Source organism: Vibrio porteresiae DSM 19223 (genome assembly GCF_024347055.1).
GTDB lineage: Bacteria > Pseudomonadota > Gammaproteobacteria > Enterobacterales > Vibrionaceae > Vibrio > Vibrio porteresiae.
In genome coordinates this window covers 823,102-845,448 of sequence record NZ_AP024895.1, presented here as the reverse complement: position 1 = coordinate 845,448, position 22,347 = coordinate 823,102, and the positions used below count along the sequence as shown (strand labels likewise).

The 22,347-nt window shown below is 45.1% G+C and carries 21 protein-coding genes and 11 tRNA genes; 15 read left to right on the top strand and 17 right to left on the bottom strand.

From position 1 onward, the window contains the following. The first annotated feature begins 23 nt into the window (after positions 1-23). From OCV11_RS03980 to OCV11_RS03935, 10 genes are all read left to right on the top strand, one after another. Positions 24-98 (top strand) — tRNA-Gln (locus tag OCV11_RS03980). A gap of 49 nt (positions 99-147) precedes the next feature. Beyond that, a tRNA-Leu gene (locus OCV11_RS03975) sits at positions 148-232 on the top strand. An 8-nt stretch (positions 233-240) separates the two neighbouring features. Then, a tRNA-Met gene (locus OCV11_RS03970) sits at positions 241-317 on the top strand. 28 nt (positions 318-345) lie between these two features. Then, positions 346-432: transfer RNA gene (locus OCV11_RS03965), tRNA-Leu, on the top strand. Between the two features lie 24 nt (positions 433-456). Then, positions 457-530, top strand: a tRNA-Gln gene (locus tag OCV11_RS03960). A 42-nt stretch (positions 531-572) separates the two neighbouring features. Then, positions 573-657 (top strand) — tRNA-Leu (locus OCV11_RS03955). A 29-nt stretch (positions 658-686) separates the two neighbouring features. Next, positions 687-761, top strand: a tRNA-Gln gene (locus OCV11_RS03950). 48 nt (positions 762-809) lie between these two features. Beyond that, a tRNA-Leu gene (locus OCV11_RS03945) sits at positions 810-894 on the top strand. Positions 895-922: 28 nt separating this feature from the next. Next, positions 923-997, top strand: a tRNA-Gln gene (locus tag OCV11_RS03940). A gap of 48 nt (positions 998-1,045) precedes the next feature. Beyond that, positions 1,046-1,130, top strand: a tRNA-Leu gene (locus OCV11_RS03935). Positions 1,131-1,724: 594 nt separating this feature from the next. On the opposite strand, the gene OCV11_RS03930 is transcribed toward OCV11_RS03935, so the two are convergent. From OCV11_RS03930 to OCV11_RS03860, 15 genes are all read right to left on the bottom strand, one after another. Beyond that, positions 1,725-2,861, bottom strand: coding sequence for a flagellin (locus tag OCV11_RS03930; RefSeq protein ID WP_261895134.1), 1,137 nt, complete (start codon positions 2,859-2,861; stop codon positions 1,725-1,727). Positions 2,862-3,383: 522 nt separating this feature from the next. Continuing rightward, entirely contained in the window at positions 3,384-4,523 is a 1,140-nt protein-coding gene (locus OCV11_RS03925) for a flagellin (RefSeq protein ID WP_261895132.1), read from the bottom strand. A gap of 381 nt (positions 4,524-4,904) precedes the next feature. Beyond that, entirely contained in the window at positions 4,905-6,110 is a 1,206-nt protein-coding gene (flgL, locus tag OCV11_RS03920; protein ID WP_261895131.1) for a flagellar hook-associated protein FlgL, read from the bottom strand. 13 nt (positions 6,111-6,123) lie between these two features. After that, positions 6,124-8,028, bottom strand: coding sequence for a flagellar hook-associated protein FlgK (flgK, locus tag OCV11_RS03915; protein WP_261895130.1), 1,905 nt, complete (start codon positions 8,026-8,028; stop codon positions 6,124-6,126). A 174-nt stretch (positions 8,029-8,202) separates the two neighbouring features. Then, entirely contained in the window at positions 8,203-9,144 is a 942-nt protein-coding gene (flgJ, locus tag OCV11_RS03910) for a flagellar assembly peptidoglycan hydrolase FlgJ (protein ID WP_261895128.1), read from the bottom strand. A gap of 18 nt (positions 9,145-9,162) precedes the next feature. Beyond that, a complete protein-coding gene (locus OCV11_RS03905) occupies positions 9,163-10,248 on the bottom strand; it encodes a flagellar basal body P-ring protein FlgI (protein ID WP_261895126.1) in 1,086 nt (361 codons plus the stop codon). 85 nt (positions 10,249-10,333) lie between these two features. Next, on the bottom strand, positions 10,334-11,122 hold the full coding sequence (flgH, locus tag OCV11_RS03900) for a flagellar basal body L-ring protein FlgH (RefSeq protein WP_261895124.1): 789 nt from the start codon (positions 11,120-11,122) through the stop codon (positions 10,334-10,336). Positions 11,123-11,145: 23 nt separating this feature from the next. Beyond that, a complete protein-coding gene (flgG, locus tag OCV11_RS03895; RefSeq protein WP_261895123.1) occupies positions 11,146-11,934 on the bottom strand; it encodes a flagellar basal-body rod protein FlgG in 789 nt (262 codons plus the stop codon). A 21-nt stretch (positions 11,935-11,955) separates the two neighbouring features. Beyond that, the gene (flgF, locus tag OCV11_RS03890; RefSeq protein WP_261895121.1) at positions 11,956-12,705 is read right to left on the bottom strand and encodes a flagellar basal-body rod protein FlgF; all 750 of its coding nucleotides are present in this window, start codon (positions 12,703-12,705) and stop codon (positions 11,956-11,958) included. A gap of 194 nt (positions 12,706-12,899) precedes the next feature. After that, complete coding sequence (gene flgE / locus OCV11_RS03885) at positions 12,900-14,204, bottom strand: flagellar hook protein FlgE (protein WP_261895119.1); 1,305 nt, start codon at positions 14,202-14,204, stop codon at positions 12,900-12,902. Positions 14,205-14,234: 30 nt separating this feature from the next. Then, positions 14,235-14,942, bottom strand: a complete 708-nt coding sequence (gene flgD / locus OCV11_RS03880) for a flagellar hook assembly protein FlgD (protein WP_261895117.1) — start codon at positions 14,940-14,942, stop codon at positions 14,235-14,237. Between the two features lie 17 nt (positions 14,943-14,959). Further along, positions 14,960-15,376 (bottom strand): flagellar basal body rod protein FlgC, encoded by a 417-nt coding sequence (gene flgC, locus OCV11_RS03875; RefSeq protein ID WP_261895115.1) that lies wholly within the window; start codon positions 15,374-15,376, stop codon positions 14,960-14,962. Between the two features lie 4 nt (positions 15,377-15,380). Beyond that, positions 15,381-15,776, bottom strand: a complete 396-nt coding sequence (gene flgB, locus OCV11_RS03870) for a flagellar basal body rod protein FlgB (RefSeq protein ID WP_261895114.1) — start codon at positions 15,774-15,776, stop codon at positions 15,381-15,383. A gap of 279 nt (positions 15,777-16,055) precedes the next feature. After that, positions 16,056-16,883 (bottom strand): CheR family methyltransferase, encoded by an 828-nt coding sequence (locus OCV11_RS03865; protein ID WP_261895113.1) that lies wholly within the window; start codon positions 16,881-16,883, stop codon positions 16,056-16,058. An 11-nt stretch (positions 16,884-16,894) separates the two neighbouring features. Next, entirely contained in the window at positions 16,895-17,821 is a 927-nt protein-coding gene (locus tag OCV11_RS03860) for a chemotaxis protein CheV (RefSeq protein WP_261895112.1), read from the bottom strand. Positions 17,822-17,899: 78 nt separating this feature from the next. On the opposite strand from OCV11_RS03860, the gene flgA reads away from it, so the two are divergent. The 3 genes from flgA to OCV11_RS03845 all read left to right on the top strand — a co-directional run bounded on the left by flgA (position 17,900) and on the right by OCV11_RS03845 (position 19,535). Then, entirely contained in the window at positions 17,900-18,643 is a 744-nt protein-coding gene (gene flgA / locus OCV11_RS03855) for a flagellar basal body P-ring formation chaperone FlgA (protein ID WP_261895111.1), read from the top strand. Positions 18,644-18,760: 117 nt separating this feature from the next. Next, the gene (flgM, locus tag OCV11_RS03850) at positions 18,761-19,078 is read left to right on the top strand and encodes a flagellar biosynthesis anti-sigma factor FlgM (RefSeq protein ID WP_261895110.1); all 318 of its coding nucleotides are present in this window, start codon (positions 18,761-18,763) and stop codon (positions 19,076-19,078) included. 31 nt (positions 19,079-19,109) lie between these two features. Next, a complete protein-coding gene (locus OCV11_RS03845) occupies positions 19,110-19,535 on the top strand; it encodes a flagella synthesis protein FlgN (RefSeq protein ID WP_261895109.1) in 426 nt (141 codons plus the stop codon). A gap of 106 nt (positions 19,536-19,641) precedes the next feature. Here OCV11_RS03845 and flgP read toward each other — a convergent pair whose 3' ends face one another. Then, positions 19,642-20,076 carry a flagellar assembly lipoprotein FlgP gene (gene flgP / locus OCV11_RS03840; RefSeq protein ID WP_261895108.1) on the bottom strand — a complete coding sequence of 145 codons (435 nt, stop codon included), beginning with the start codon at positions 20,074-20,076 and terminating at the stop codon, positions 19,642-19,644. A gap of 11 nt (positions 20,077-20,087) precedes the next feature. Then, complete coding sequence (locus OCV11_RS03835) at positions 20,088-20,723, bottom strand: FlgO family outer membrane protein (protein ID WP_261895107.1); 636 nt, start codon at positions 20,721-20,723, stop codon at positions 20,088-20,090. Between the two features lie 164 nt (positions 20,724-20,887). Here OCV11_RS03835 and OCV11_RS03830 point away from each other — a divergent pair, with 164 nt between their 5' ends. Next, positions 20,888-22,039, top strand: coding sequence for a flagellar assembly protein FlgT (locus OCV11_RS03830; RefSeq protein WP_261895106.1), 1,152 nt, complete (start codon positions 20,888-20,890; stop codon positions 22,037-22,039). Between the two features lie 130 nt (positions 22,040-22,169). After that, positions 22,170-22,245, top strand: a tRNA-Arg gene (locus OCV11_RS03825). Positions 22,246-22,347: the final 102 nt, after the last annotated feature.

The following is a 22,347-nucleotide window of genomic DNA, read 5'->3' as shown; positions in this document are numbered from 1 at the left end:
AGATAGTGAAAACTATCTGCTGTAGGTCTATCGCCAAGCGGTAAGGCAGCGGCTTTTGATGCCGCCATTCCCTGGTTCGAATCCAGGTAGACCTGCCATTTACAACGATGATTCGATATCTACTCAGTCGGGTTATCTATGAAATTTGCGGAAGTGGCGAAATTGGTAGACGCACCAGATTTAGGTTCTGGCGCCGCAAGGTGTGAGAGTTCAAGTCTCTCCTTCCGCACCATAATTGATGGCTACATAGCTCAGCTGGTTAGAGCACATCACTCATAATGATGGGGTCACAGGTTCAAATCCCGTTGTAGCCACCATACATTTACAATCACTTGATCCAACATCGCGGTGATGGCGGAATTGGTAGACGCGCTAGCTTCAGGTGCTAGTGTCCTAACGGACGTGAGGGTTCAAGTCCCTCTCTCCGCACCAAAGTGCTTCAAGTGAATGTTTAGCAGGTCTATCGCCAAGCGGTAAGGCAACGGATTCTGATTCCGTCATCCTTGGTTCGAATCCAAGTAGACCTGCCATTATTTAGATGATTCGATGAACATCGGGTTATCAACAAGTTTGCGGAAATGGCGAAATTGGTAGACGCACCAGATTTAGGTTCTGGCGCCGCAAGGTGTGAGAGTTCAAGTCTCTCTTTCCGCACCATAATTTAGATAGTGAAAACTATCTGCTGTAGGTCTATCGCCAAGCGGTAAGGCAGCGGCTTTTGATGCCGCCATTCCCTGGTTCGAATCCAGGTAGACCTGCCACTTACAACGATGATTCGATATCTTCCAGTCGGGTTATCTATAAAATTTGCGGAAATGGCGAAATTGGTAGACGCACCAGATTTAGGTTCTGGCGCCGCAAGGTGTGAGAGTTCAAGTCTCTCTTTCCGCACCATGATTTAGATAGCTTACGCTATCAACGTAGGTCTATCGCCAAGCGGTAAGGCAGCGGCTTTTGATGCCGCCATCCCCTGGTTCGAATCCAGGTAGACCTGCCACTTACAACGATGATTCGGTATCTTCCAGTCGGATTATCTATAAAATTTGCGGAAATGGCGAAATTGGTAGACGCACCAGATTTAGGTTCTGGCGCCGCAAGGTGTGAGAGTTCAAGTCTCTCTTTCCGCACCATGATAAACAAACCCAGCAATGATGGGTTTTGTTTTTTCTAGCGTTTCACTATTCTCCCCTATTCCCGATCTTTTTGACTGCCAATACTTTTTAATCTCCAATATTTCTCTTTGATACATTGCTATCACAGATCCATACATGGACTCTTTCGCCAGCTAATAAACCATGCGCTGCTATTGAGCTGTATATGCGTCTTTAACCGTTACAACCTAAAATCTGAGCACGTAGTAGGATCAGAGAAAACAGTGCGAAATAGGCGCTTAGATGAGCTTTAAAACTGAACGTAATGACCAGAAAAAATATCCCAGTCGTCATAGTTCGAACCTGACAACTCGGTTATCCAAAACGCAGGTTATTGGGAAATAAAGAAATGCAGCTAAGTCGTTATTCTAATTAAAAAATCTATAACAACGTTATCACCGCTTTTAGCAGCAAGAATGATCAGATAATAGCTGTGCTTGGTATTAGCTAAAGTCGGAAGATAAGCGTAAGTAAGAAAAAGATAGGATTGGGCCGACAATACAGTTCTCTTTTCTCAAGATAGAAAAAATCCAGCCGAAGCTGGATTTTTGCACTTTGGTCATCGTAAAGGGATTAACCCAGTAGAGCCAACGCAGCTTGAGGAGCTTGTTTAGCTTGCGCCAAAACAGAGCTTGAAGCTTGAGATAGAATTTGCGATTTAGTAAGAGCGGTAGTCTCTTTCGCAAAGTCGGTATCTTTGATACGGCTCTTAGAAGCATTCACGTTTTCGTTGATGTTTTCTAAGTTACTGATCGCATGACCGAAACGGTTTTGGAATGCACCAAGTTCCGCACGGTGGCTATCTACGAATTTCAATGCCGAGTCAACGACAGCAACAGCTTGTTGTGAACCACCAACAGTGGTTACGTCGATGTCGTTTACCGTTTCAGCTTTACCAGGACCCATATTCAGTTCACCAGCTAGGCTACCACCGAATGTGACAGGACCTGTAACTTTGTTGTTGTCGGCATACATTTGCAGTTTGCCATCTTCGTCAACAGACGCTTTCACCATATCGGTTTGACCGTTGATGTAAGTTGCCAACTCTTCAATATCATCGCCTTCTTTTGCTTTGATATTAATCGTTTGATCTTGGCCTGTTGATTTATCTTTCAACGTAATGCTCAGATCGTTAGCGTCTTTTTTCACGCCCCAATCTTTGCCTTTTGCTTCAGCTGCAACATATCCGGTACCACCCATCATTTTGTTGTCGCTACGCATGTTTTTCAGACTTAGATTAACAGCTTCGCCGTTATCTGCGCCGATTTGGAATGCTTTAGTTTGGAATGTGCCGTTAAGCAGTTTATTACCACCAAATGAGGTAGTTTCTGCAACACGGTTTAATTCATCATTCAAAGCTGTTACTTCTTCCTGAATCGCCTGACGGTCAGACTTAGAGTTTGAACCGTTAGATGATTGTAGGGACAAGTCACGCATACGTTGCAGAATGTTGGTAGTTTCTTTCATCGCGCCTTCAGCAGTCTGCGCAATAGAGATACCATCATTTGCGTTACGTACAGCGACATCAAGACCACGGCTCTGGACATTCAAACGGTTAGAAATTTGAAGACCAGCTGCATCATCTTTAGCGCTGTTGATTTTGTAACCTGAAGACAAACGTTCCATAGATGCTTGTTGAGCATTACTTGCGCTGTTCAGGTAACGTTGTGCCGTCATCGCTGACACGTTGGTATTAACATTAACCGCCATTGTGGTGCCTCCTATTGATTTTCCGGCTAAGCGGAACTCCCGAGCGGTTTCCGACGTCTCGGAAAACCAGTAGTTCTCTCAAAGTTATTACTGTTAACGACTCGCAGGAGACTTCCTTTAATGAAAACTGAGAAAATAGTTAAAAAAGGGAAGAGTTTAGATAGGAATGAGAACACAGCCACAAATTTGGACATTAGTCACAAATTTAGCTAAAGAAATGACGACCGCTGCCGGTGCAACTAATTTCGTATGAAAAACGAGCAAGCAAATAGAGAGGATGAGAAACAACAGAAAGAAGAAAAGCCCCTTTTCCTTTGAGAGAACCGGGGCTATTTGGTGGTGTAGCCATCGCCAATGTGGAGATCAAGAGAAATGAACACATTATTGGCTAACCATGCGTATGATTACATCAGATAAAAGGCAGGTTTGATTGAGAGAGCCTCATACCAGTCCGTTATCATACGTTGCCAAGGACGCCTCACTACATACCCACGTCTGAGCTTATTAGTGAAGCCTCCCAAGCTACTGCAATAGTTGCATTGCAGCGCTTGGCAACTGTTTCGCTTGGGCAAGGATTGACGTCCCAGCCTGTTGCAGAATCTGTGCTTTGGTCAATTGAGTCGTTTCTTTCGCAAAGTCCGTATCTTTGATGCGGCTCTTCGACGCTTCCACGTTCTCTTGGATATTCGATAAGTTACTAATACTGTGACCTAGACGGTTCTGCTTCGCACCCAAATCAGCACGTTGCGAATCGACATATTTCAAGGCAGCATCCAAAACACCTACTGCGTTTTGCGAACCACCCACAGTGGTAATATCAATATCATTGACCGTTGTTTTCTTACCAGGACCACCATTGAGTCCCAGCTCGCCAGCTAAGCTACCAGAAATATTGAGGTTTCCGCGGATACCTGATTCTGGCATGAACAATTGCAACTTACCGTCTTCATCGACAGAAGCTTTTACTGCTTCTGTTTGACCATTGATGTAGGTTGCAAGTTCCTCAATATCATCACCAGGTTTGGCGTTGATATCGACTGTTACTGGTTTACCCTCACCGTCGGTGTATTCGAATTTAAGGTCGCGAGATTGAGGAGGCACCCCCCAGTTCTTATCTTTACCTTGTTCCGATTTAAAGCTCACACCGCCCATACGATAGTCATCAGCACGCACACTCGTTAGGCCGACAATAATCGCTTCACCAGAGCTTGAACCAATCTGGAATGCGGATTCCCCGAAGGTTCCGTTTAGCAATTTACGACCACCGAATGAGGTGGTTTCAGCAATACGGTTTAGCTCATCTTGTAGTGCTACTGACTCTTCATTCAACGCCTTGCGTTCTGATTCTGAGTTAGTACCGTTAGAAGATTGCAGAGCCAAATCGCGCATACGCTGCAAAATATTGGTTGATTCATTCATCGCACCTTCAGCTGTCTGTGCGATAGAAATACCATCGTTAGCGTTGCGCATAGCGACTTCTAGACCACGAGACTGAGCGCTCAAACGGTTAGAAATCTGCAGGCCTGCCGCATCATCTTTTGCACTGTTGATACGGTTACCTGATGACAAGCGTTCCATTGAGGTATTTAACTCATTTGACGCTTTGTTCAAGTAACGCTGGGCCGTCATCGCCGATACGTTAGTATTTACGTTAATGGTCATAGTTTGCTCTCCTGTCGAGTTCGCAAGCCCTTGCGAAGCGGTCAGCTTTACTCTGTTTGGAAGCATGACCGTGAATCACTGGGTTAAACCTGCATTGCTGCCGGTTTAATCGGGTTTTCCACCCTTTAACTGTTTAATTCAATTCCTGTGCCAACTTGGTTAATCCTGATTAAAATATTTACAAACTCAATATAATCAGCAAGTTATACAGAAACTTTAATGTAACCTTATGCATAAGCTCTAAGATTACCGCCGCGTGGCTACAAGCGTTGCCGCCCTCTTGCCGCTTTGGCTACCTGATTTAACTATCAGCAACTTTTAGGCCAATTTTTCACCACAACTCACTTCGCTCTTACGGCATTGCACGTAAGGCATTGAAGGTTAGATGTAATTAAATAAAGTTAAATCCTTGGTTTTGCCGAACGCTTTTTGGGACGCTTCTAGAGCACGTGAATTTTCGTTAAATTCAATCACCGCGTCGGCATAATCCAAATCTTCAAACTCACTCTTAGATTTCGCTAAGCTGAGTTTAAAATCTTGGTGCTGTTCCTCTTGGATATCTAATGTATCCAGGCGAGCACCGATATCTGTTCTCGATTTACTCAAGTGAATAAAGGCGTGATGTAGCTCTTCGGAGGCCTGCTGCAATTTTGCAGTAGATGACGCATCCGAAACCGAACCTTTGGAGTACTTGATAGCATCTTGGAAGCTATCAAAAATGCTGTAGGTTTTACGGGGCGTTAAGCTAATCTCATCGCCAGCGGTCAGCTGACCTTTCACTTGAATAGTGAGCGTGTTACTGCCTGATTGATATTTGATCCCTTCTTTAGGATCAAACTCATTGGCCTGCACCACACTGCCGTTTCTTTCCAATTGATACCCAAATTTGCCGTTATTCATATCGACGAACGTCACTTTATATTTCGCATAATCGTCGGCATTGGTGTTCACTGCTCTTTCCAGCAGTAACTCCGAACCTTCTTGCAACTTGTAATCCGGTTCATAATCACCAAATGGGTTATCGATCTCCATGAACAATTTGCTACCAGGGCTGTTAAACGGCATCTCTAAACTGTTAGAAATACGCATTTTGCGTTGATAATCATCCCCGGCATAACTCACGTTGCCTTCGTTATCACGGAAAAACGGTTGGTTCTTTGGTTTCGTACCAGCAAAAATATAGTTGCCTGATTCGTCTTGTGAATTGGCTAAGTTAAGGAAGTTATCTGACATCTCTTCTAAAACGCGTGCGTGTGCATCACGGTCTTGAGGTGATAACGAACCGTTAATCATTTCCATGACATTTCGGGTAGCATCATCGGCATAATCTTCCGCATTCGACACCAATACTTCTTGGTGTTCTAAACGGTTACGTACCAAGGTGATTGCATCCAAATATTGACGAATCTGCTCTTCTTGTTGCGATACGTTCTGGATGTAATGCGTTGCCAATGGGTTGTCTGCCGCAGAAAGCAGCTTTTTACCCGATGCCAATTGCGCTTGGTTATGGTGTACCTTAGCTTCTTGACGACGCAGATCGTTTTGAACAGCTTGATAGTTATGGAAGCTTGCGATTCGATTTAGCATTTACTCTTCCTCCCTATCTCAACTGCAATATGGTATTAAAGGTGTCATTGGCCGCTTGAATGATGCGGGATGACGCCATATATGCCTGTTGAAACTTCATCATGTTCGCCGCTTCTTCATCAAGGTTGACCCCTGAGACAGACGCGATGCGATCTTCAGCAGACTGTTTTTCTAATCGGGCAACATCTGTCAACCGTGATGCGGTGGACAGTTTGAGGCCGAAGTTAGTATTTAGGTTGTGATACACATCCACCAAGGTCGATTCGTTGTCGTCCATATTTTTGGCGTTTTGGATGTCGATCATTTTACGTAAGTTGCCGTTGTCCCCTTCTGAAGGGACAAGGTTTGCCGTAAATTTATCTTTCGGTAATGCACCAGCAGACAATTCAAATTCCGTACCTTGAAACGACACTGGACCACTTGGCGGATACTTTTGTTGGTCGAGCAGCACCTTGCCGTTTTTGTCACGGATAGAGAATTCATTACCTAAGTCGTTAATCACCACTTGGAATTCACGCAGTGTGCCTGCAGCATTGATAGTGAACTTCGCTTTACCTTGAGCAAACGTGGTGGACGCTTCGTAACTTTGTGCGGCAAGTTTAGATGGATCATCAAACTGTACTTTAATATCGGCAGCACCGGCACGAGTTGGCCGAAGAATAACGCGCTCGCCGGTTGCTGGGTCATTGTTGACCTGAATACGCATGCCATCGAGCATTTTTAAGTTACCAAGACGGTCGCGAACATAAAGATTGCCGCCACTTTGCACCATGGTTTCTTGCTCACCACCTGGCTTAGTGACGTGATATTCGCTGCCGTCATATTGCAGTGAATATTCGCCACCTTTTAAATCAGCCACATTGTCGATGTAGACCGCCATATCCGCTTGCGACTTACTGGATGTCACGACACGCGCTTTGGCGATACGATCGGCGTTCACATCGGTAAATAGGTCTTGACCCACATCACCGTTCAAGTCCAAACCTTGATGTTGCAGTTTGTTCACTTGATAAGAGAAAGCGGTCGACATACGGCCGATTTCATCTAATAAATTCGGAATATTTTTATCACGCATCTCAAAGAGAGCGCCCAATTGACCACCGATGTCACTCGAGGTAATCGCTTTAACGCCATCACCTTCAACCATGGCTAAACGCAGTTGTTTCACGTCAGGGTAGCCATCAATCATTTTCAATTGACTCGCTTCCGTACCGGAAACCAAGGTATGACCGTTACCAATATGAATATTGAAACCTTCCGCATTTTTACGCGGCGTCACGGTCACTTTGGTGTATTGGGAAAGCTCTTTGACTAGCTTTTCATGTCTATCCATCAAATCGTTATGAGGACCTGGGGTACGCATCATCAAACGTTGTAAGTCACGAATTTCTATCGCTAACTGGTTAACACGTTTGATACCAACGTTGAGACCTTCGTTAGTATTTTCATATTCACGGCGTACGGTTTCATGAAAGTCATTGAGGTTTTGCGCAATGATATTGGCTTTTTCCAATACCACTTTACGCGCACCGACATCATTCGGCGTGTCTGATGAGGTTTTCACCGCATCAAACCATTCATTCAAGTTTTCTGGGATTTTTTTCGATGCAACAGAGGAGAGCAACTTTGACAACATATCCAAGTTCTCTTCATGCTCTTTCTTGTTCGAATAGTCAGTAGTGGCAAGATTTAACTCTTTAACGGCAAACTGGTCCCAAGAGCGGCGAACATTTTCCACATGCACGCCCATACCATAAGTCTGCCCGCCAAATTGGCGTGGCATATTGGTCCCTTGGATCACAGACTGACGACTGTAACCCTCTGTATTAACATTGGAAATGTTATGACCAGTGGTATTGAGTTGTCTCTGAGCGGTTAGGACACTTTGCCTACCGACGTTCAGAAGATCAGACGCCATATTGCCCCCAAAAACCCATTTAAAATGCCAGTTATCACTGACCCCTACAGGTATGAAGCAACATGTATGCCAATTTAAAAATTGCTAGTTAACTTATAGATATATATAGAAAAATGGTGTTACTGCGGAGAAATAAAATGGGCCGATTCTGAATCGGCCCGGCAAGAAGAGGCGTTAGATATTGCCCATCGATTCGATTTGAGATTTAAGTTGCAACACTTTGTCAGCGTACTGAGGGTCGGTAGCATAACCTGCACGGTGAATACTGCGAATGAACGCTTCATCACCTTGCTGTGCAAGTGCATCACTGTAACGTGGGTTCGTTTCCAAAAACTTAACGTAATCATCAAAGCTGGCTTGATAACTTGGATAAGCACGAAATGCCGCCTTCTCCATCACCGGAATATTGTCTTGATACTCCAGAGTTTGGGTGGCAATACGATTCCCCTGCCAGCCCGTATTAGCTTTGATATTAAATAGGTTATTACTACTGTGCTGAGAATTCTTCACTAGCTTCTGTCCCCACCCTGTTTCCAAGGCGGCTTGAGCTAAGAGCAGAGTGGAATCAATCCCCAGCGCTTGCGCAGCTTTTTGTGCGTAAGGTTTCAATGAACGCACAAACGATTGTGGTGAACTGAAATCCATCTTAGTTGCCGCGGGCTCTTTTGCCGTGGCAACAGGAGCGGCAACATCACTGATCGGTTTGGTTTGAGCTGGCTGCTGTGCTGCGCTATGGAAGTGATTAACCCGCTCCATCGCATCTTGGAAGGTACGCTCGCCTTGTTCATTTACTGTGTTAGCTGCGGTCAATTGCTTTACAATCATGTCAGCTAACCCCAGTGAACCATTAGCACTCAGTTCGCTGGTCATCTGCTCATCACGCATTTGGCGATAAAAGTCTTCATTTTGGCTATTAAACATATCCGACTTAAACTCTTTATTCGCATCACGCATCGATTTGAGCATCATGGTCGTAAAGATCGCCTCAAACTGACGAGCGGCAGCCGTTAACGCCTCTTTCTCAGACGCTTTGTCACCTTTGACCGCTTTCTGACGTAATGAATCTAACCCAGCGATGTCTTGAATAAAGCCAATGTCATTTGGACTACTTGCCATCTTTGCCACTCCTATGGGTTAGATAATGATCAGCTGGCCTTCAATGGCTCCAGCTTGTTTCAGTGCCTGCAAAATCGCCATCAAATCTGATGGTGCCGCGCCCACTTCATTCACCGCACGAACAAGATCGTCCAGTGTCACGCCAGTTTGAAACTTAAACATCTTGCCCTGCTTTTCAGTCACTTCAATGTCTGAATCAGGTACAACTGTCGTTTGACCACCCGAGAAACCATTTGGCTGGCTCACATTAAGGTTCTCTTTAATTGCAACCGTCATACCACCATGGGTCACTGCTGCAGGTTTTAGGCGAACATGCTGCCCCACCACAATTGTACCGGTACGGGAGTTAACGATGATCTTCGCCGCTCCATCAGCAGGGTCTACTTCAAGGTTTTCAATCGCGGAGAGGAAACCGACGCGTTGACTGATATCACGAGGAGCACGAACTCGTACTGAGGTCGCATCCATAGGCGATGCCATGTTAGGACCAAGGAAGCTATTCACGGCATCAGACAAACGCTGAGCTGTGGTAAAATCCGATTCAAACAAGTTAAAGGTGATGTAGTCACCGCGGCTAAATGGGGTCGGAACTTCTCGTTCTACGGTCGCTCCACTAGAGATCATCCCCACTGTCGGTGTGTTACCCACCAATTTTGAACCATCCGCACCAGTCGCACTAAACCCACTCACCACAAGGTTACCTTGAGCTACTGCGTACACTTGACCATCCAAACCTTTCAGCATGGTTTGCATCAGGGTGCCACCACGCAAGCTCTTTGCCGAGCCAACGGAAGAGACAGTTATATCGACGGTTTGTCCTGGCTTAGAAAAAGCCGGCAAATCGGCGGTCACCATAACTGCGGCAATGTTTTTCGCATTGGGGTTAGTGCCTTCCGGCAATTGGATGCCGAATTTTTTCAGCATGGTATTAAAACTTTGGTTGGTAAATGGCGTAGATTCACCTGTACCTGGCAAACCAGTGACCAATCCATAGCCCACAAGTTGGTTACTACGGACACCGGCGACCTGTGCTAGGTCCTTGATGCGCGCAGCTTGGGTGCTGGTCGCAACAAACATCAATAACATCAGTGTGAGCTTTTTCATCGGGTAACCCTTGCAAAAAAAATGAGGCCTCAAGAGACCTCATTCATCAAACTAAACTGTCAAATCTTCGACGTCGAGATCTTGTCTATAGAGAGACATTAAAAAATCGTGCCAAAAATCCAGGTTCTTGCATATCTTTATTGGTGCCAGTACCTGAGTATTGAATACGTGCGTTAGAAATACGTGTCGAATCAATAGTATTGTCGTTAGCGATATCATCTGGACGAACTGTGCCGCTTAAGCGAACGTATTCGTCACCGGTATTTAGAGTTAACCATTTTTCACCGCGAATCACCAAATTGCCGTTGGCTAATACGTCAATCACTTGAACAGAGATAGAACCCGAAATGCTGTTACTTTGGTTTGCCGCTGAGCTACCCGAAAACTTATTATCGTTTTTAAGCGCATAAGAGAAGTTGTAAGTTCCCATCTTCAGCTCTTGCCCACCGACACTCAGTGGATCCATTGACGCATCATTATTTTTCGACAGATCGGCATCAGCGCTTTTTGCCGCTTTGGTACTTTCATTAAGATTGACGGTGATGATATCGCCTAAGCCATGGGGTTTAGTGTCATCATACAAACCACGATCGCTAGCCGGATCAAATAGAGATCCTGTCTCAGCTGCGTAGTGTTCCGGCTTGTTTTTAGGATGAATCGGCGCCCACGCTGGGTCATCGGCAACCGGATCATTACGTTGGCGTAATGTATCCACCAGCCCATCCAAACCGGTTGATGAGGTGTCTTGCGCTTTATTACCTTCCACCGCATCCAATACCGTCGGTGTCTGCTCAGTAAGTGCATTTTGCTGCATCAAGTTGCTACAACCTGAAAGCAATACAACAAAACAAGACAGACTGATTAACGATTTCATCGCCTTATCCTCTTCCTAAGCCACTATAGCTGCTGGTTAACATAGCTCATCATCTTGTCTACTGCTGAAATCACTTTGGAGTTCATTTCATAGACACGTTGAGCTTCAATCATGTTGACCAACTCTTCCGTCACGTTCACGTTTGAACTTTCAAGCATGTTCTGACGGACATTACCCATACCATCCAGTCCAGGGACACCCTCTTGAGGGTCACCACTGGCACCTGTTGGCAAATAGAGGTTCTGGCCGATAGGCTCTAAGCCACCTGGGTTAATGAAATCGACAGTGGTAATTTGCCCTAGCACTTGGTTATTCTGTTGACCACGCACACGAGCAGAGACTTCGCCATCTGTCCCAACGGTAATTGAGATAGCATTTTGCGGCACTGTGATCTGTGGTTGCAGTAGATAACCGCTACCCGAAGTCACGATTTGCCCTTGATCGTTTAACGTAAACTGACCATTACGGCTATAACCGATGTTGCCATCTGGCATCAGGATCTGGAAGAAACCATCCCCTTCAATCATCATGTCCAAAGCGTTGGATGTGGTTTGCGCGTTACCGTTAGTGTGGACCTTTTGGGTTGCCACAACCTTAGAACCTGCGCCGAGCATTAAACCACTTGGCAATTCAGTATTCTGCGATGACTGACCACCAGGTTGGTTGATGTTTTGGTAGAACAAATCTTCAAATACCGCACGACTTTTCTTAAAGCCAACGGTTGATGCGTTGGCTAAGTTGTTCGAGATCGTTGCAATATTGGTTTGCTGAGCGTCTAAGCCTGTCTTACTGACCCATAGTGCCGGTTGCATACTTAACTCCTGTGACTCTCATTAACTCATTCGAAGCAGCGAATCTGACGACTTGTCGTTTTCTTCTGCCGTGCGCATCATTTTTACCTGCATCTCAAAGCGACGTTGCAGGTCGATAAGGTTGGTCATTTCACCAACCGCATTCACGTTACTGCCCTCTAATGCTCCAGTTAGGATTTTGACGTTCGCGTCAGCATCGAAAGTGGCATTGGGGTCTTGTGAGCGAAACAGACCGTTGACATCTTTAAACAGAGTACGATCGTTCGGTCTTACCAACTTAATTCGGTCAACTACTTCCATCGCGTTCGCAGGAGCACCTTGAGGTCGAACGGAAATAGTACCGTCGTTGCCGATCTCAATTTTACTTAGCGGGACGGGTAGCGTTATCGGAGCACCTGTTTCTCCCAGCACCGGATATCCGTTGCCGTTCAGTAGCAGGCCAGTCTCATCGATACGTAAGTTGCCGTTGCGGGTAAGCCCTTCTTTACCGGTTTTATCCATCACAGAAATCCAGCCATCACCTTGCACTGTGATGTCGAGATCGCGACCTGTCGTGATCACGCTGCCTTGTTGGAAATTGTTTCCAGGACGTTCAGTCATATTGAATACTCGACTTGGTAGTCCAGCACCATATGCCTGCATAGAACGCGCTTGCTCTAGGTCGGCACGAAAACCTGTCGTACTGACGTTCGCCAAGTTGTTCGCCCGCAATTGCATGGCTTGCATGTTTTGTTTTGCGCCACTCATGGCCAGATACAGAGCACGATCCATAATTTCATCCCAAAAATCGGTTGTTCTTGGTCATTAAAGCAATAGCTGTGCCATGTTTTATTTAGCTTTATTATTCAAGTAGATAACAAGAAGATCAGAGTAAAAACAGGAAGGGAAAAACGGGAAAGCGGCAAGAGGCTGGCAAAAATAAGCTGGCGATTGCCGCCAGCTTACCGAGTTTGCCGATCCGATGGTTATCGAATCTGCAGAATGTTTTGTTGCAGTTGGTTATGCACTTCTAGCGCACGAGAGTTCGCTTGGAAGTTACGCTGCGCGGAGATCAAATCCACCAGCTCTTGGGTCATATCGATGTTGGACTGCTCCAGAGAGCCGTTCTTAATCGAACCAAATGAACCTTTGTTTGATTCACCCCAAATCTTGTCACCAGAGAACTGAGTTGAATCCCATTGCGTACCACTCTTCTTATCCAAACCTTGTTCGTTTGGTACACGCACTAGGCCAACACGACCCAAAGTGACGTTTTCACCGTTAGAGTAGGTACCCAAAATACTACCATTCTCATCAAAGTCGATTTTGGTTAAGAAACCTGTGGTTGCGCCATCTTCATCAAACTTAGTCAGTTCGAAAGGTGCAGCAAACTGAGTGGCGGCATCAAGGCTAAATGACAACACTTGAGAGCCATCGGCACCATTCAGATTAAGTGGGTTAGTACCACTGCCTAATGCTTGAGAGACAATTGGCTGACCATTGTTCAAACTTGCCAACGTACCATCGTTATTAAACTTCAATGTGTGACCTGTTTGACCAGAACCAGCAACGGCATCACCGTTGACAATATTGATCGGTTTCTCACCGTCTTTATCGGTCGCGGTGTAGTACACCTGCCAAGTATTCGACTGAGTTTGGTCTTTCAAGTAATAAGTGGTTAGCTTATACGCTTGACCCATTGAGTCATAAATAGTTGATGAGGTTGAACGGTTATACGTTTCTGGATCTGTATAATCAAACAATGCAGGATCTTTTAACTTGCCGTTCGCTGGTAAGTTAACCCCAACAGTAATATTGGCTGTCTGTTTTGGCTTACCAAATTCAGCAGGAATATTCATCGGTTGAGGTTCAAAGGAGAGAACGTCACCCGTATCTGGGTTCACTTGATAGCCAAGTAGGTACTCATCATTTGCCGTTACCATGTAGTTATTTTTATCTAGATGGAACGCACCGTTACGTGTTAATTCGTTCTGTTGCGGAATCAAACGGTCTTTCGCTACCGCAAAGAAACCCGTACCAGAAACACGCAAGTCCATAGGGTTATTCGTATAAATACTGGAACCCTCATGAAATTGTTGTGACACTTTTTGCGATTGAACACCGCCACCAGGAGTGGTCTTCGCATTAGTGAACAAAGAGTTTGAATACACATCACCGAACTCAGCACGAGACTCTTTAAAGCCATACGTGTTAGCGTTCGCAATGTTGTTACTCGTTGTATTCAGATCTAACTGAGCAGCGGACAAACCACTTAAAGATACATATGACATTCCAAATTCTCCTATCTGGCTCGCAGCAAATTATGCTTTGCCAACTTCCAGTACTTCAGCAAGTCGAACTGGTGAAGAAAAACCAGCCAGATTGAGCAGTACATTACCATTACCTTTGCCGAGTAATACGCTATTCACGTTGGCGTAGGTGGATACATCAAAGTCTTTGCTAGCGCCATCAATTAGGCCTGCCGCTTTAACTTTGTATTTTCCGCCCGGCAATGGATTACCGTTCTGGTCTTTGCCGTCCCAATCAATGCGAGTGTCACCAGTAGATTTGGCGCCCGCATCAAAGGTACGAACAAGTTGACCATGTTCATCTTCAATACGAATCATCAGGTTATCAACGGAACTTGGTACTTTAACCATTGCCGCCATACCTGCGTCATCTTTTTTGAGACCAGCAGCACCCGGTACCAAAACATCACGACCGACCAGAGACGATGCCTGCAATGCCTGATTTGAGGTCATAGATGAGTTAAGGCTTTCGAACTGTTTGTTCATCTTGCCAATCCCATCAACGGTCGCAAACGAAGCCATTTGGGCAATCATCTGATCATTGCTGACCGGCTTGAAAGGGTCTTGCTGAGCTAGTTGCTTGGTGAGCAGCGACAAGAAATCTTCTTGTTTAAGATCTTTCTTACCCGTTGCTTCATCCGGTTTTTTCTTCTCTTGCAGACTCTTCAGCTGATCAACATAGGACAAGCCGCTTTGACCAACGTTGTTGACTCCGGCCATACGCTACCCCCTTATCCTTATTGACCCATCTGCAGCGTACGCAGCAGCATCTGTTTACTTGCATCTGCAACTTGCACATTGGTTTGATATGCGCGAGAAGCAGAGATCATGTTAGCCATTTCTTCCATCACGTTGACGTTTGGTTTGTAGATATAACCATCGGCATTCGCGAGTGGGTGATCAGGATTGTACTCAGCCACTAAAGGTTTATTGCTTTCCACAATACCCATGACTTTGACTGGCACATTCGGATCGTTACGGTAACGTGCTTTGCTTAACTCAGCGCCGAACACAGCATGACGCGCTTTATAAGTGTCTTTCGCTGAGCTACTGACACTGTCTGCGTTTGCCAAGTTACTAGAGGTCGTATTTAGGCGAATTGACTCAGCGCTCATAGCAGAACCAGTCACATTGAATACATTAAATAAGCCCATCTACTTACTCCCCTTTAATCGCTTTTGTTAAGCCTTTAAACTTGCCGCCCAAGAAATCGAGGGAAGCTTGATGTCTCAATTGGTTTTGCATAAACAAGTTACGCTCCAAATCCACATCAACCGTGTTACCGTCGCCAGTGTCAGGCTGAGTTGGAGTGCGGTAAAGCACTTCACCTGAAACTGTCTTAGAGGCAGGAATATGCCGACCATCGGTAAGATCAAGACTAATGCTTGCCCCTGATGTTGCCGCCTGCAATGCCTTTTTAAAGTCCATTCCCTTTGCTTTAAATCCAGGGGTATCGGCTTGAGCGATGTTGGTTGCAATCAACTCCGCATTGCGCTCGCGCACGCCCACCGTGTACTGGTGTATCCCTAGAGCTTTGTCAAAAGAAATAGCCATGTTTGCCTCTATATTCAGAACTGACCGTCTTGCTGAAAGTTTTGCAATTAGCGTACCAACTTTTCGATTGTTAACTAACTGCATGATTCATGGTGACACTTAATAAAACACTGCAATAAGTGCACCATCAGGTTTGGAATGTCACTTTTATGTATATAACAAAAAGCAAGGAATTGGTATGTCAGATAGGAAGAGAGTTGCCGCGTGCAAAAGGAAAATGCAGCGGCAAAAGAAAGCCCGGCAAGGTGCCGGGCTTAGGGATTGTTTGCCAAACTATGACTATTTCAACTTGTAGATAATACCTGGGTTACAACGAACCATTTCAAAACGGTCGGTCAATCCAGTCAATGATTCCGATGCACCTAGCAATAAATAACCACCAGGGTTTAAGCAACCGGCCATTTGATTAAGCACTTTGGATTTCATGTCAGCAGAGAAATAGATCAATACGTTACGACAGAAAATGATGTCGAATTTACCGAGTAGGCTATAACTCTCCATCAAGTTTTGTGGACGGAAATTGACCAAACGTTTCACGTTGTCTTTTACTTTCATCTTGCCATCCCCCGCATCTTCAAAGAAGGTACGACGACGTTCAGGAGAAAGACCTCTGCCCAATGCCAAATTGTCGTAGACACCCGCTTTACACATATCAAGCATGGTCGATGAAATATCCGTTGCTGTAATCGCGATGTTAGGCAAAAAACCTGGGCGCTTTTGCTGCACTTCAAGAATGGTCATTGCCATTGAATAAGGCTCTTGACCTGAAGAGCTGGCCGCAGACCAGATTTTAATTGGACGTTTGTTGGCTGCCATTTCCGGCAAAAGACGATCAGCAAGTACCTGAAACGGGTAGGTATCACGGAACCACAAAGTTTCGTTGGTTGTCATCGCATCTACTGCAGCGACGCGTAAATCGCGATTGCGTCCAGACACAACGTCACGCAGCAGATCAGAGAGAGAACCACACTTATACTTTGTTACCAGTGGGCTTAGGCGGCTACGAACAAGATATTGCTTGCTGTCACCAAGGACAATGCCACACTGGGATTCTAAGAACCGACAGAATTCACGATATTCTTGATCGCTTATAGTTATAGCAGTCATTCATTTCTCTTTTATTTTAATAGTGCGGATTTTACCGCATTACCGAGCTCATCTGGGTTGAATTTGGCGATAAAGGAGTTAGCACCAACTCGCTCAACCATGGCCTGGTTAAATACCCCACTCAAGGATGAGTGCAGAATAACGTAGAGATCTTTGAGATCGTTATTACGGCGAATTTCAGCAGTCAGGGTATAACCATCCATCTCAGGCATTTCGATATCAGATATCACCAAAGAGATCTGGTCGTAAACACTGCCCTCTTTCACCATTGCACGAAGTTTGTCGTACGCATCCTTACCATCTTTGGCTAGGATACACTCGAAACCTATAGATTCAATAGCACGTTGCACTTGTTTTCGTGCAACTGTCGAGTCATCAGCAATCAAAATACGACGGACAATCTCTTTTTCCGCTTCCGCAGAGGCAATTTCTTCACCGATACTACGATCCATCGCTTCATTAACTGGAGCGATTTCAGCAAGAATTTTTTCTACGTCAATGATTTCAACAAGTTCATTATCAATATTGGTGACTGCCGTTAGGTAGTTAGATTTACCAGCACCATCCGGTGGCGGCAAAATGGCTTCCCAACGCATGTTGATGATACGTTCTACTGAACTGACCAAGAAGGCTTGGATAGTGCGGTTGAATTCGGCAATTACCACGAAACTTTTTGCCACATCAGCAGTCGGACGACCACCGATAGCAAGACTTAAATCGATCACCGATACGGTTTGTCCACGAATATGGGCAACCCCTTTCACTAGACGGTGTAAGTTAGGCATCGCTGTCAATTTAGGGCACTGGAGAACTTCCTTAACTTTAAAGACGTTGATCCCGTAACGTTGCCGACCATTTAAACGGAACGTTAATAATTCTAATCGGTTTTGACCGACGAGTTGCGTACGCTGATTCACAGAATCAAGGATACCCGTCATAAGCTAATCTCCATCTCTAACTTTTGTCCTAAAAAGTGATAGTCTACTAAAGGCTATAAAGAAACCAGAGAAACAAACATGCTCATAAAAAAGCGTAATCAATCACATGTCCGTTCTAAGTGTAGAGCTTTCTGTAAGAAATTTTACAACCCTATCGGCTTTTTATTGCTTTTCTTTAGCGTTAATGTGCACTGCGCGACACCTGAACAAATAAAATTAATTCAAGAAGCTGCGGAGCATCACGTTCTCGACACAGCAGACAAACCGGTCGGAAGCGAAGTGGAAGCACAAGCTTCGGATATTGATCCTCGTGTATATGCAACCCAATGTCCAGAACCATTAAAAACTTCGTCATCATCACACAATGGTTCCGCGAGTTATATCACGGTCCTTGTTACGTGCGAACCAGATGACTGGAAGATTTACGTTCCCGTTAAGCTGACATTGACCGTTCCACTCGTCACCGCATCTTCACCGTTAACTCGAGGTCAGGTCATCACTTCCCAAAATATTAGTATAAGTATGGTAAATCTGCTGCTTTTTAAGCGGCAAGGATTTTCCTCTACCGAAATGGTCGAAGGTGCCAAACTGAAACGCAATGTCTCCTTAGGAGACGTCATTACCGCAAATGACATCTGTTTTGTCTGCCGCAATGAAACCGTTATGATCCGCGCCCAATCAGCAGGCATGAGCATAACAACTAAAGGCACTGCCTTGTCTGACGGGATACTCGGAGAGCAGATAAAAGTGAAAAATGATAAATCTAACCGTATAATTGATGCAAAAGTAAGCGGTATAGGCGAAGTGATGGTACAGTTCTAGCTTAAGATCTCATCACTGGACAAATTATTTACAGGGCAAGTAATAAAAGCGCTAAAGTATTTGTCACAACAGTCGATACTGACATTAACAGTTTTACATTGATTAAAGGCTCAATCTATGGCAGGCATTGATAACATCCGTTCAGGACAATCGTTATCAACAACGAATCGTTCGCTGAACCGTTCAGACAACAATGTATCTTCCAGCAGCTCTAAAGAGACTCGTCAAACAAGTCAACCTAGAGATGCAGTATCGCTTAGCTCACAAAGCCGAGCGCTAGGTGAGATGCAAAATGACATGGCAAGTAAACCAAGCTTTGATAGCGCCAAAGTTGCTGCAATTAAAGAAGCCATTGCTAATGGCTCTTATGTAGTGGACGCGGATAAGCTGGCGGATAACATCATCAAGTTTGAAAAAGAACTTGGTGGGTTCTAGACGCCACACACGTATATAGCGAGAACTAGCAATGGCGGCTCTTAAAGACTTAGTTGAGTTTCAGTTGAAAAACGCTCAGGACTTATCGGAACTTCTTGAACACGAGAAAATCGCGATCACTTCGCGTGTCTCCGTAGATATTGAAGCCCTAGCGAAACAGAAACTCACTTTGGTGTCTCAATTGCAACAAACCGACAAACGGATTGCTACCCATCCTCATGTTTCGAGCCTAACTGAGGATCAATACCTAAACGATCTTGTCGAACAGATACGAGCAATTGTGGCAGACTGCCAACAAGCGAACATGGTCAATGGTGAAGCGTTAAACCGTGCTCAATTGAGTTTTAATAAGCTCAACAACCTGATGCAGCAAAGCTTAGGTAAAACCGGTATGACCTACAATGCAACAGGTCAAACTCGCAGCGTTTCAACACTTGGCACCAATATCAAAGCATAGAGAGTAGCGTTCAAAACAAGCAACTCCTCGCAACGCCAACATATCAATCTCAAACACAAAAAAGCGGCTCTCGAGCCGCTTTTTTACTGAGTGATGAAGAGAGAATTTAGAATAAGGTTTGCTGGCGTCTTTCCGGCACTTGTTGTACTTCGCCGTAATCGCGCAACCTTTCCATTTTACGGATATCCAGTCGCAATTCAGTGACATAGCTATCCCCAACTTTGTAGCTACGCACAACTTCAGCACCACGGATAACCCCATCCACAGCGCCAGAGGTTCTCTCTAAACCTAAGCGTTGATCTTGCAATTCAGCACGACCACTTACGCGCATGCCGTAAACTTGCTCGGCTAATTCACGGTAAGCATCCACTTTTGATGCGCGCATGGCGCGGATTTGCCGCTCATGATCATCGCGACCTTTTTGCTCACTAATGGTGGCATAACCCACCGCAGTAAGAAAGTCATCAGCACGCATCGCAACCAAAGGTTGGCAACCGGATAAGAAGACCACCGTTAGGATAAAACAGACTAGCGTTTTCATGTGGGCCTCTCTTAATGACGCAAAATGATCGTATGCTTCTCTGATATCGCAGGATCAGAGCGAATTAAAATGCCATCTTGGCTACGCATAATATTCAGCGTATCCAAATCACGCCCAATACGATCAGCAGGTAAGAAACCTTGCGCCGTAGCAACGACAACTCGTGATTGCAAACCAATCACGCGCGCGTTCACCAATACGCCACCTTCTTGACGCAACATAGTGCCAGTCAAAACGTACTGAATATCTTGCTCTTTCGATAGCTCTTTCCAATCACGACTAAAGGCAAAATCACCTTGGTTAGTCACTTGAATCGAACCAGTGGTTTTAAAGTCGACCACTTTAAAACCACGCTGTTGCAATTGATTAATAAACCCTTCTGATACGGTATTACCTAACCAGTTGGTTGAATCTAAGTTTTGCAGATCGACAAACGAGGTGACAGCAATTGGGGTTCTCGCGGTCACGCTGGTGTTCGATTTCACTAAATCATCCGTCATACTTTCAACAAAGTAGTTCAAAGTATGTTGTGGACTGGTCATCAACATAAACTGCGACCCACTGTACGGCTCTTTGCCGTTATAGATGGGCGCATACGCACATGCGGTTAAAAACATCGCAGGTACGAGAGGAAGCCACTTTTTCATTCTCTTCATCTCCATTCATCACTCAAGTAGGAGGGACCGTTTTCTCTCAATCGTAAAACTGGAACGCTCTTTGCTTTTCTAAATGTGTTAACTCATTCAAAATAGCCTGGCCTACATCAGCTACGATATGAAAAGCAAAATTTATACCTGACTGGTAAATTACGATGAAAAAAATTATATTTCCATTAGTATCAATAGCTTCTGCTTTGATGTTTACAACACCGGCAAATGCAGCTTGGTATGAAGTCACCGGAACGGCATCGATCGTATCGTCTACAGACAGCGCTCGCCTTCATGCTTTAGAAGACGCTATCTATAAAGCGGTCGATTTTGCCGGGGGTGACATCGGCAATATTAGTAATATCACCTCACTGCTAAGCACTGAACGTAAAGAATACCAGTTTACCAACAACGAGATACGCTATATCGAGGTGGAACAGACTCGTGCCTCTCAAGGGGAAATGCGCGTCAAGATTCGCATCGACATCTACCCTTCGGCAACAGGTTGCCACACTAGCCAGTATAAAAAGACCTTGCTGTTCTCCAACATGGATATTGCCTCACCACAACAAGCCGTGATGGGACAAATTTATGACTTAGGTACCGATTTTTCAAAAGTTCTCAGCCGCCAATTTGAACTCGATTCCCACAGCTTTGTTTCCCTAGGACAAACTCCCTACGCGATTAATGACCAAACACCGCAACGAGTCGAGATGATCGCGCAAGACACTGGCGCGCAATTTATCATTCAAGGTGAAATCACTGACCTTAGTGCCACCATTTTGCAAACCAGTTTGACTCAATACAGTATCAATCGCCAATTTGCCCTCGATATGAAAGTATTCGACGGCAAAACGGGCAATCGTGTGATGGAAAAAACCTACCGTGAAGAGGCGCTATGGCCATTTGATAAAACCAGCCAAGTCGACACCACCACTTCGCGCTTCTGGACATCCAGTTACGGTGAAATGTTGCAACGTGTGAGCCGTAAAATCATGCTGGATATGGAATCAGAAATGGCATGTAAAATGACGCTACCGGAAGTGGTTGCTCGCTTTGACAATACCGTTTCAATCAGTTTAGGACGGGTGCACGGCGTGCAAGAAGGCGACAAGTTGATTCTGTGGCATACTGGATCATTTATCGATCAACGCGGTATTCCTCGTGCGAAAGTCAGCCGCAGTGACATTACCCTAACGGTATCTCGTGTTTATGATCGAGACGCTGAAGCTAAAATTGATCAACCCGATTTAGCATCCAGTGTGCAAATCGGTGATGTGATGAATAAAGTGATCGCCGATAACTTTGCCAACTAAACCTGTCAGTATTCAACCTGCGGATAACAGCCATCATTAATCAGCGGCATTCTGCACAAATTACAATCAGTTAAAGCGCAACTAGGTTCACCCCTAAGAGGAATTGGTATACAATTCCTCTCCACCATTTGTCCCCTTAGTTCAGCCGGATAGAACAAGGACCTCCTAAGTCTTAGACGTGAGTTCAAATCTCGCAGGGGACGCCAGATTCAAAAAGCAGCAGTGATGCTGCTTTTTTATTGCCTAAAAATCGTTACGCTCTGCTGCAAATGTTAATAAAAAGATCCAAGATGACAGTTTGATGAAGT

Coding starts and splice junctions, on each gene's coding strand:
- OCV11_RS03930 (WP_261895134.1), bottom strand. CDS start 2,861: ATGGCGGTTAATGTTAATACCAACGTGTCAGCGATGACGGCACAACGT.
- OCV11_RS03925 (WP_261895132.1), bottom strand. CDS start 4,523: ATGACCATTAACGTAAATACTAACGTATCGGCGATGACGGCCCAGCGT.
- flgL (WP_261895131.1), bottom strand. CDS start 6,110: ATGCTAAATCGAATCGCAAGCTTCCATAACTATCAAGCTGTTCAAAAC.
- flgK (WP_261895130.1), bottom strand. CDS start 8,028: ATGGCGTCTGATCTTCTGAACGTCGGTAGGCAAAGTGTCCTAACCGCT.
- flgJ (WP_261895128.1), bottom strand. CDS start 9,144: ATGGCAAGTAGTCCAAATGACATTGGCTTTATTCAAGACATCGCTGGG.
- OCV11_RS03905 (WP_261895126.1), bottom strand. CDS start 10,248: ATGAAAAAGCTCACACTGATGTTATTGATGTTTGTTGCGACCAGCACC.
- flgH (WP_261895124.1), bottom strand. CDS start 11,122: ATGAAATCGTTAATCAGTCTGTCTTGTTTTGTTGTATTGCTTTCAGGT.
- flgG (WP_261895123.1), bottom strand. CDS start 11,934: ATGCAACCGGCACTATGGGTCAGTAAGACAGGCTTAGACGCTCAGCAA.
- flgF (WP_261895121.1), bottom strand. CDS start 12,705: ATGGATCGTGCTCTGTATCTGGCCATGAGTGGCGCAAAACAAAACATG.
- flgE (WP_261895119.1), bottom strand. CDS start 14,204: ATGTCATATGTATCTTTAAGTGGTTTGTCCGCTGCTCAGTTAGATCTG.
- flgD (WP_261895117.1), bottom strand. CDS start 14,942: ATGGCCGGAGTCAACAACGTTGGTCAAAGCGGCTTGTCCTATGTTGAT.
- flgC (WP_261895115.1), bottom strand. CDS start 15,376: ATGGGCTTATTTAATGTATTCAATGTGACTGGTTCTGCTATGAGCGCT.
- flgB (WP_261895114.1), bottom strand. CDS start 15,776: ATGGCTATTTCTTTTGACAAAGCTCTAGGGATACACCAGTACACGGTG.
- OCV11_RS03865 (WP_261895113.1), bottom strand. CDS start 16,883: ATGACTGCTATAACTATAAGCGATCAAGAATATCGTGAATTCTGTCGG.
- OCV11_RS03860 (WP_261895112.1), bottom strand. CDS start 17,821: ATGACGGGTATCCTTGATTCTGTGAATCAGCGTACGCAACTCGTCGGT.
- flgA (WP_261895111.1), top strand. CDS start 17,900: ATGCTCATAAAAAAGCGTAATCAATCACATGTCCGTTCTAAGTGTAGA.
- flgM (WP_261895110.1), top strand. CDS start 18,761: ATGGCAGGCATTGATAACATCCGTTCAGGACAATCGTTATCAACAACG.
- OCV11_RS03845 (WP_261895109.1), top strand. CDS start 19,110: ATGGCGGCTCTTAAAGACTTAGTTGAGTTTCAGTTGAAAAACGCTCAG.
- flgP (WP_261895108.1), bottom strand. CDS start 20,076: ATGAAAACGCTAGTCTGTTTTATCCTAACGGTGGTCTTCTTATCCGGT.
- OCV11_RS03835 (WP_261895107.1), bottom strand. CDS start 20,723: ATGAAAAAGTGGCTTCCTCTCGTACCTGCGATGTTTTTAACCGCATGT.
- OCV11_RS03830 (WP_261895106.1), top strand. CDS start 20,888: ATGAAAAAAATTATATTTCCATTAGTATCAATAGCTTCTGCTTTGATG.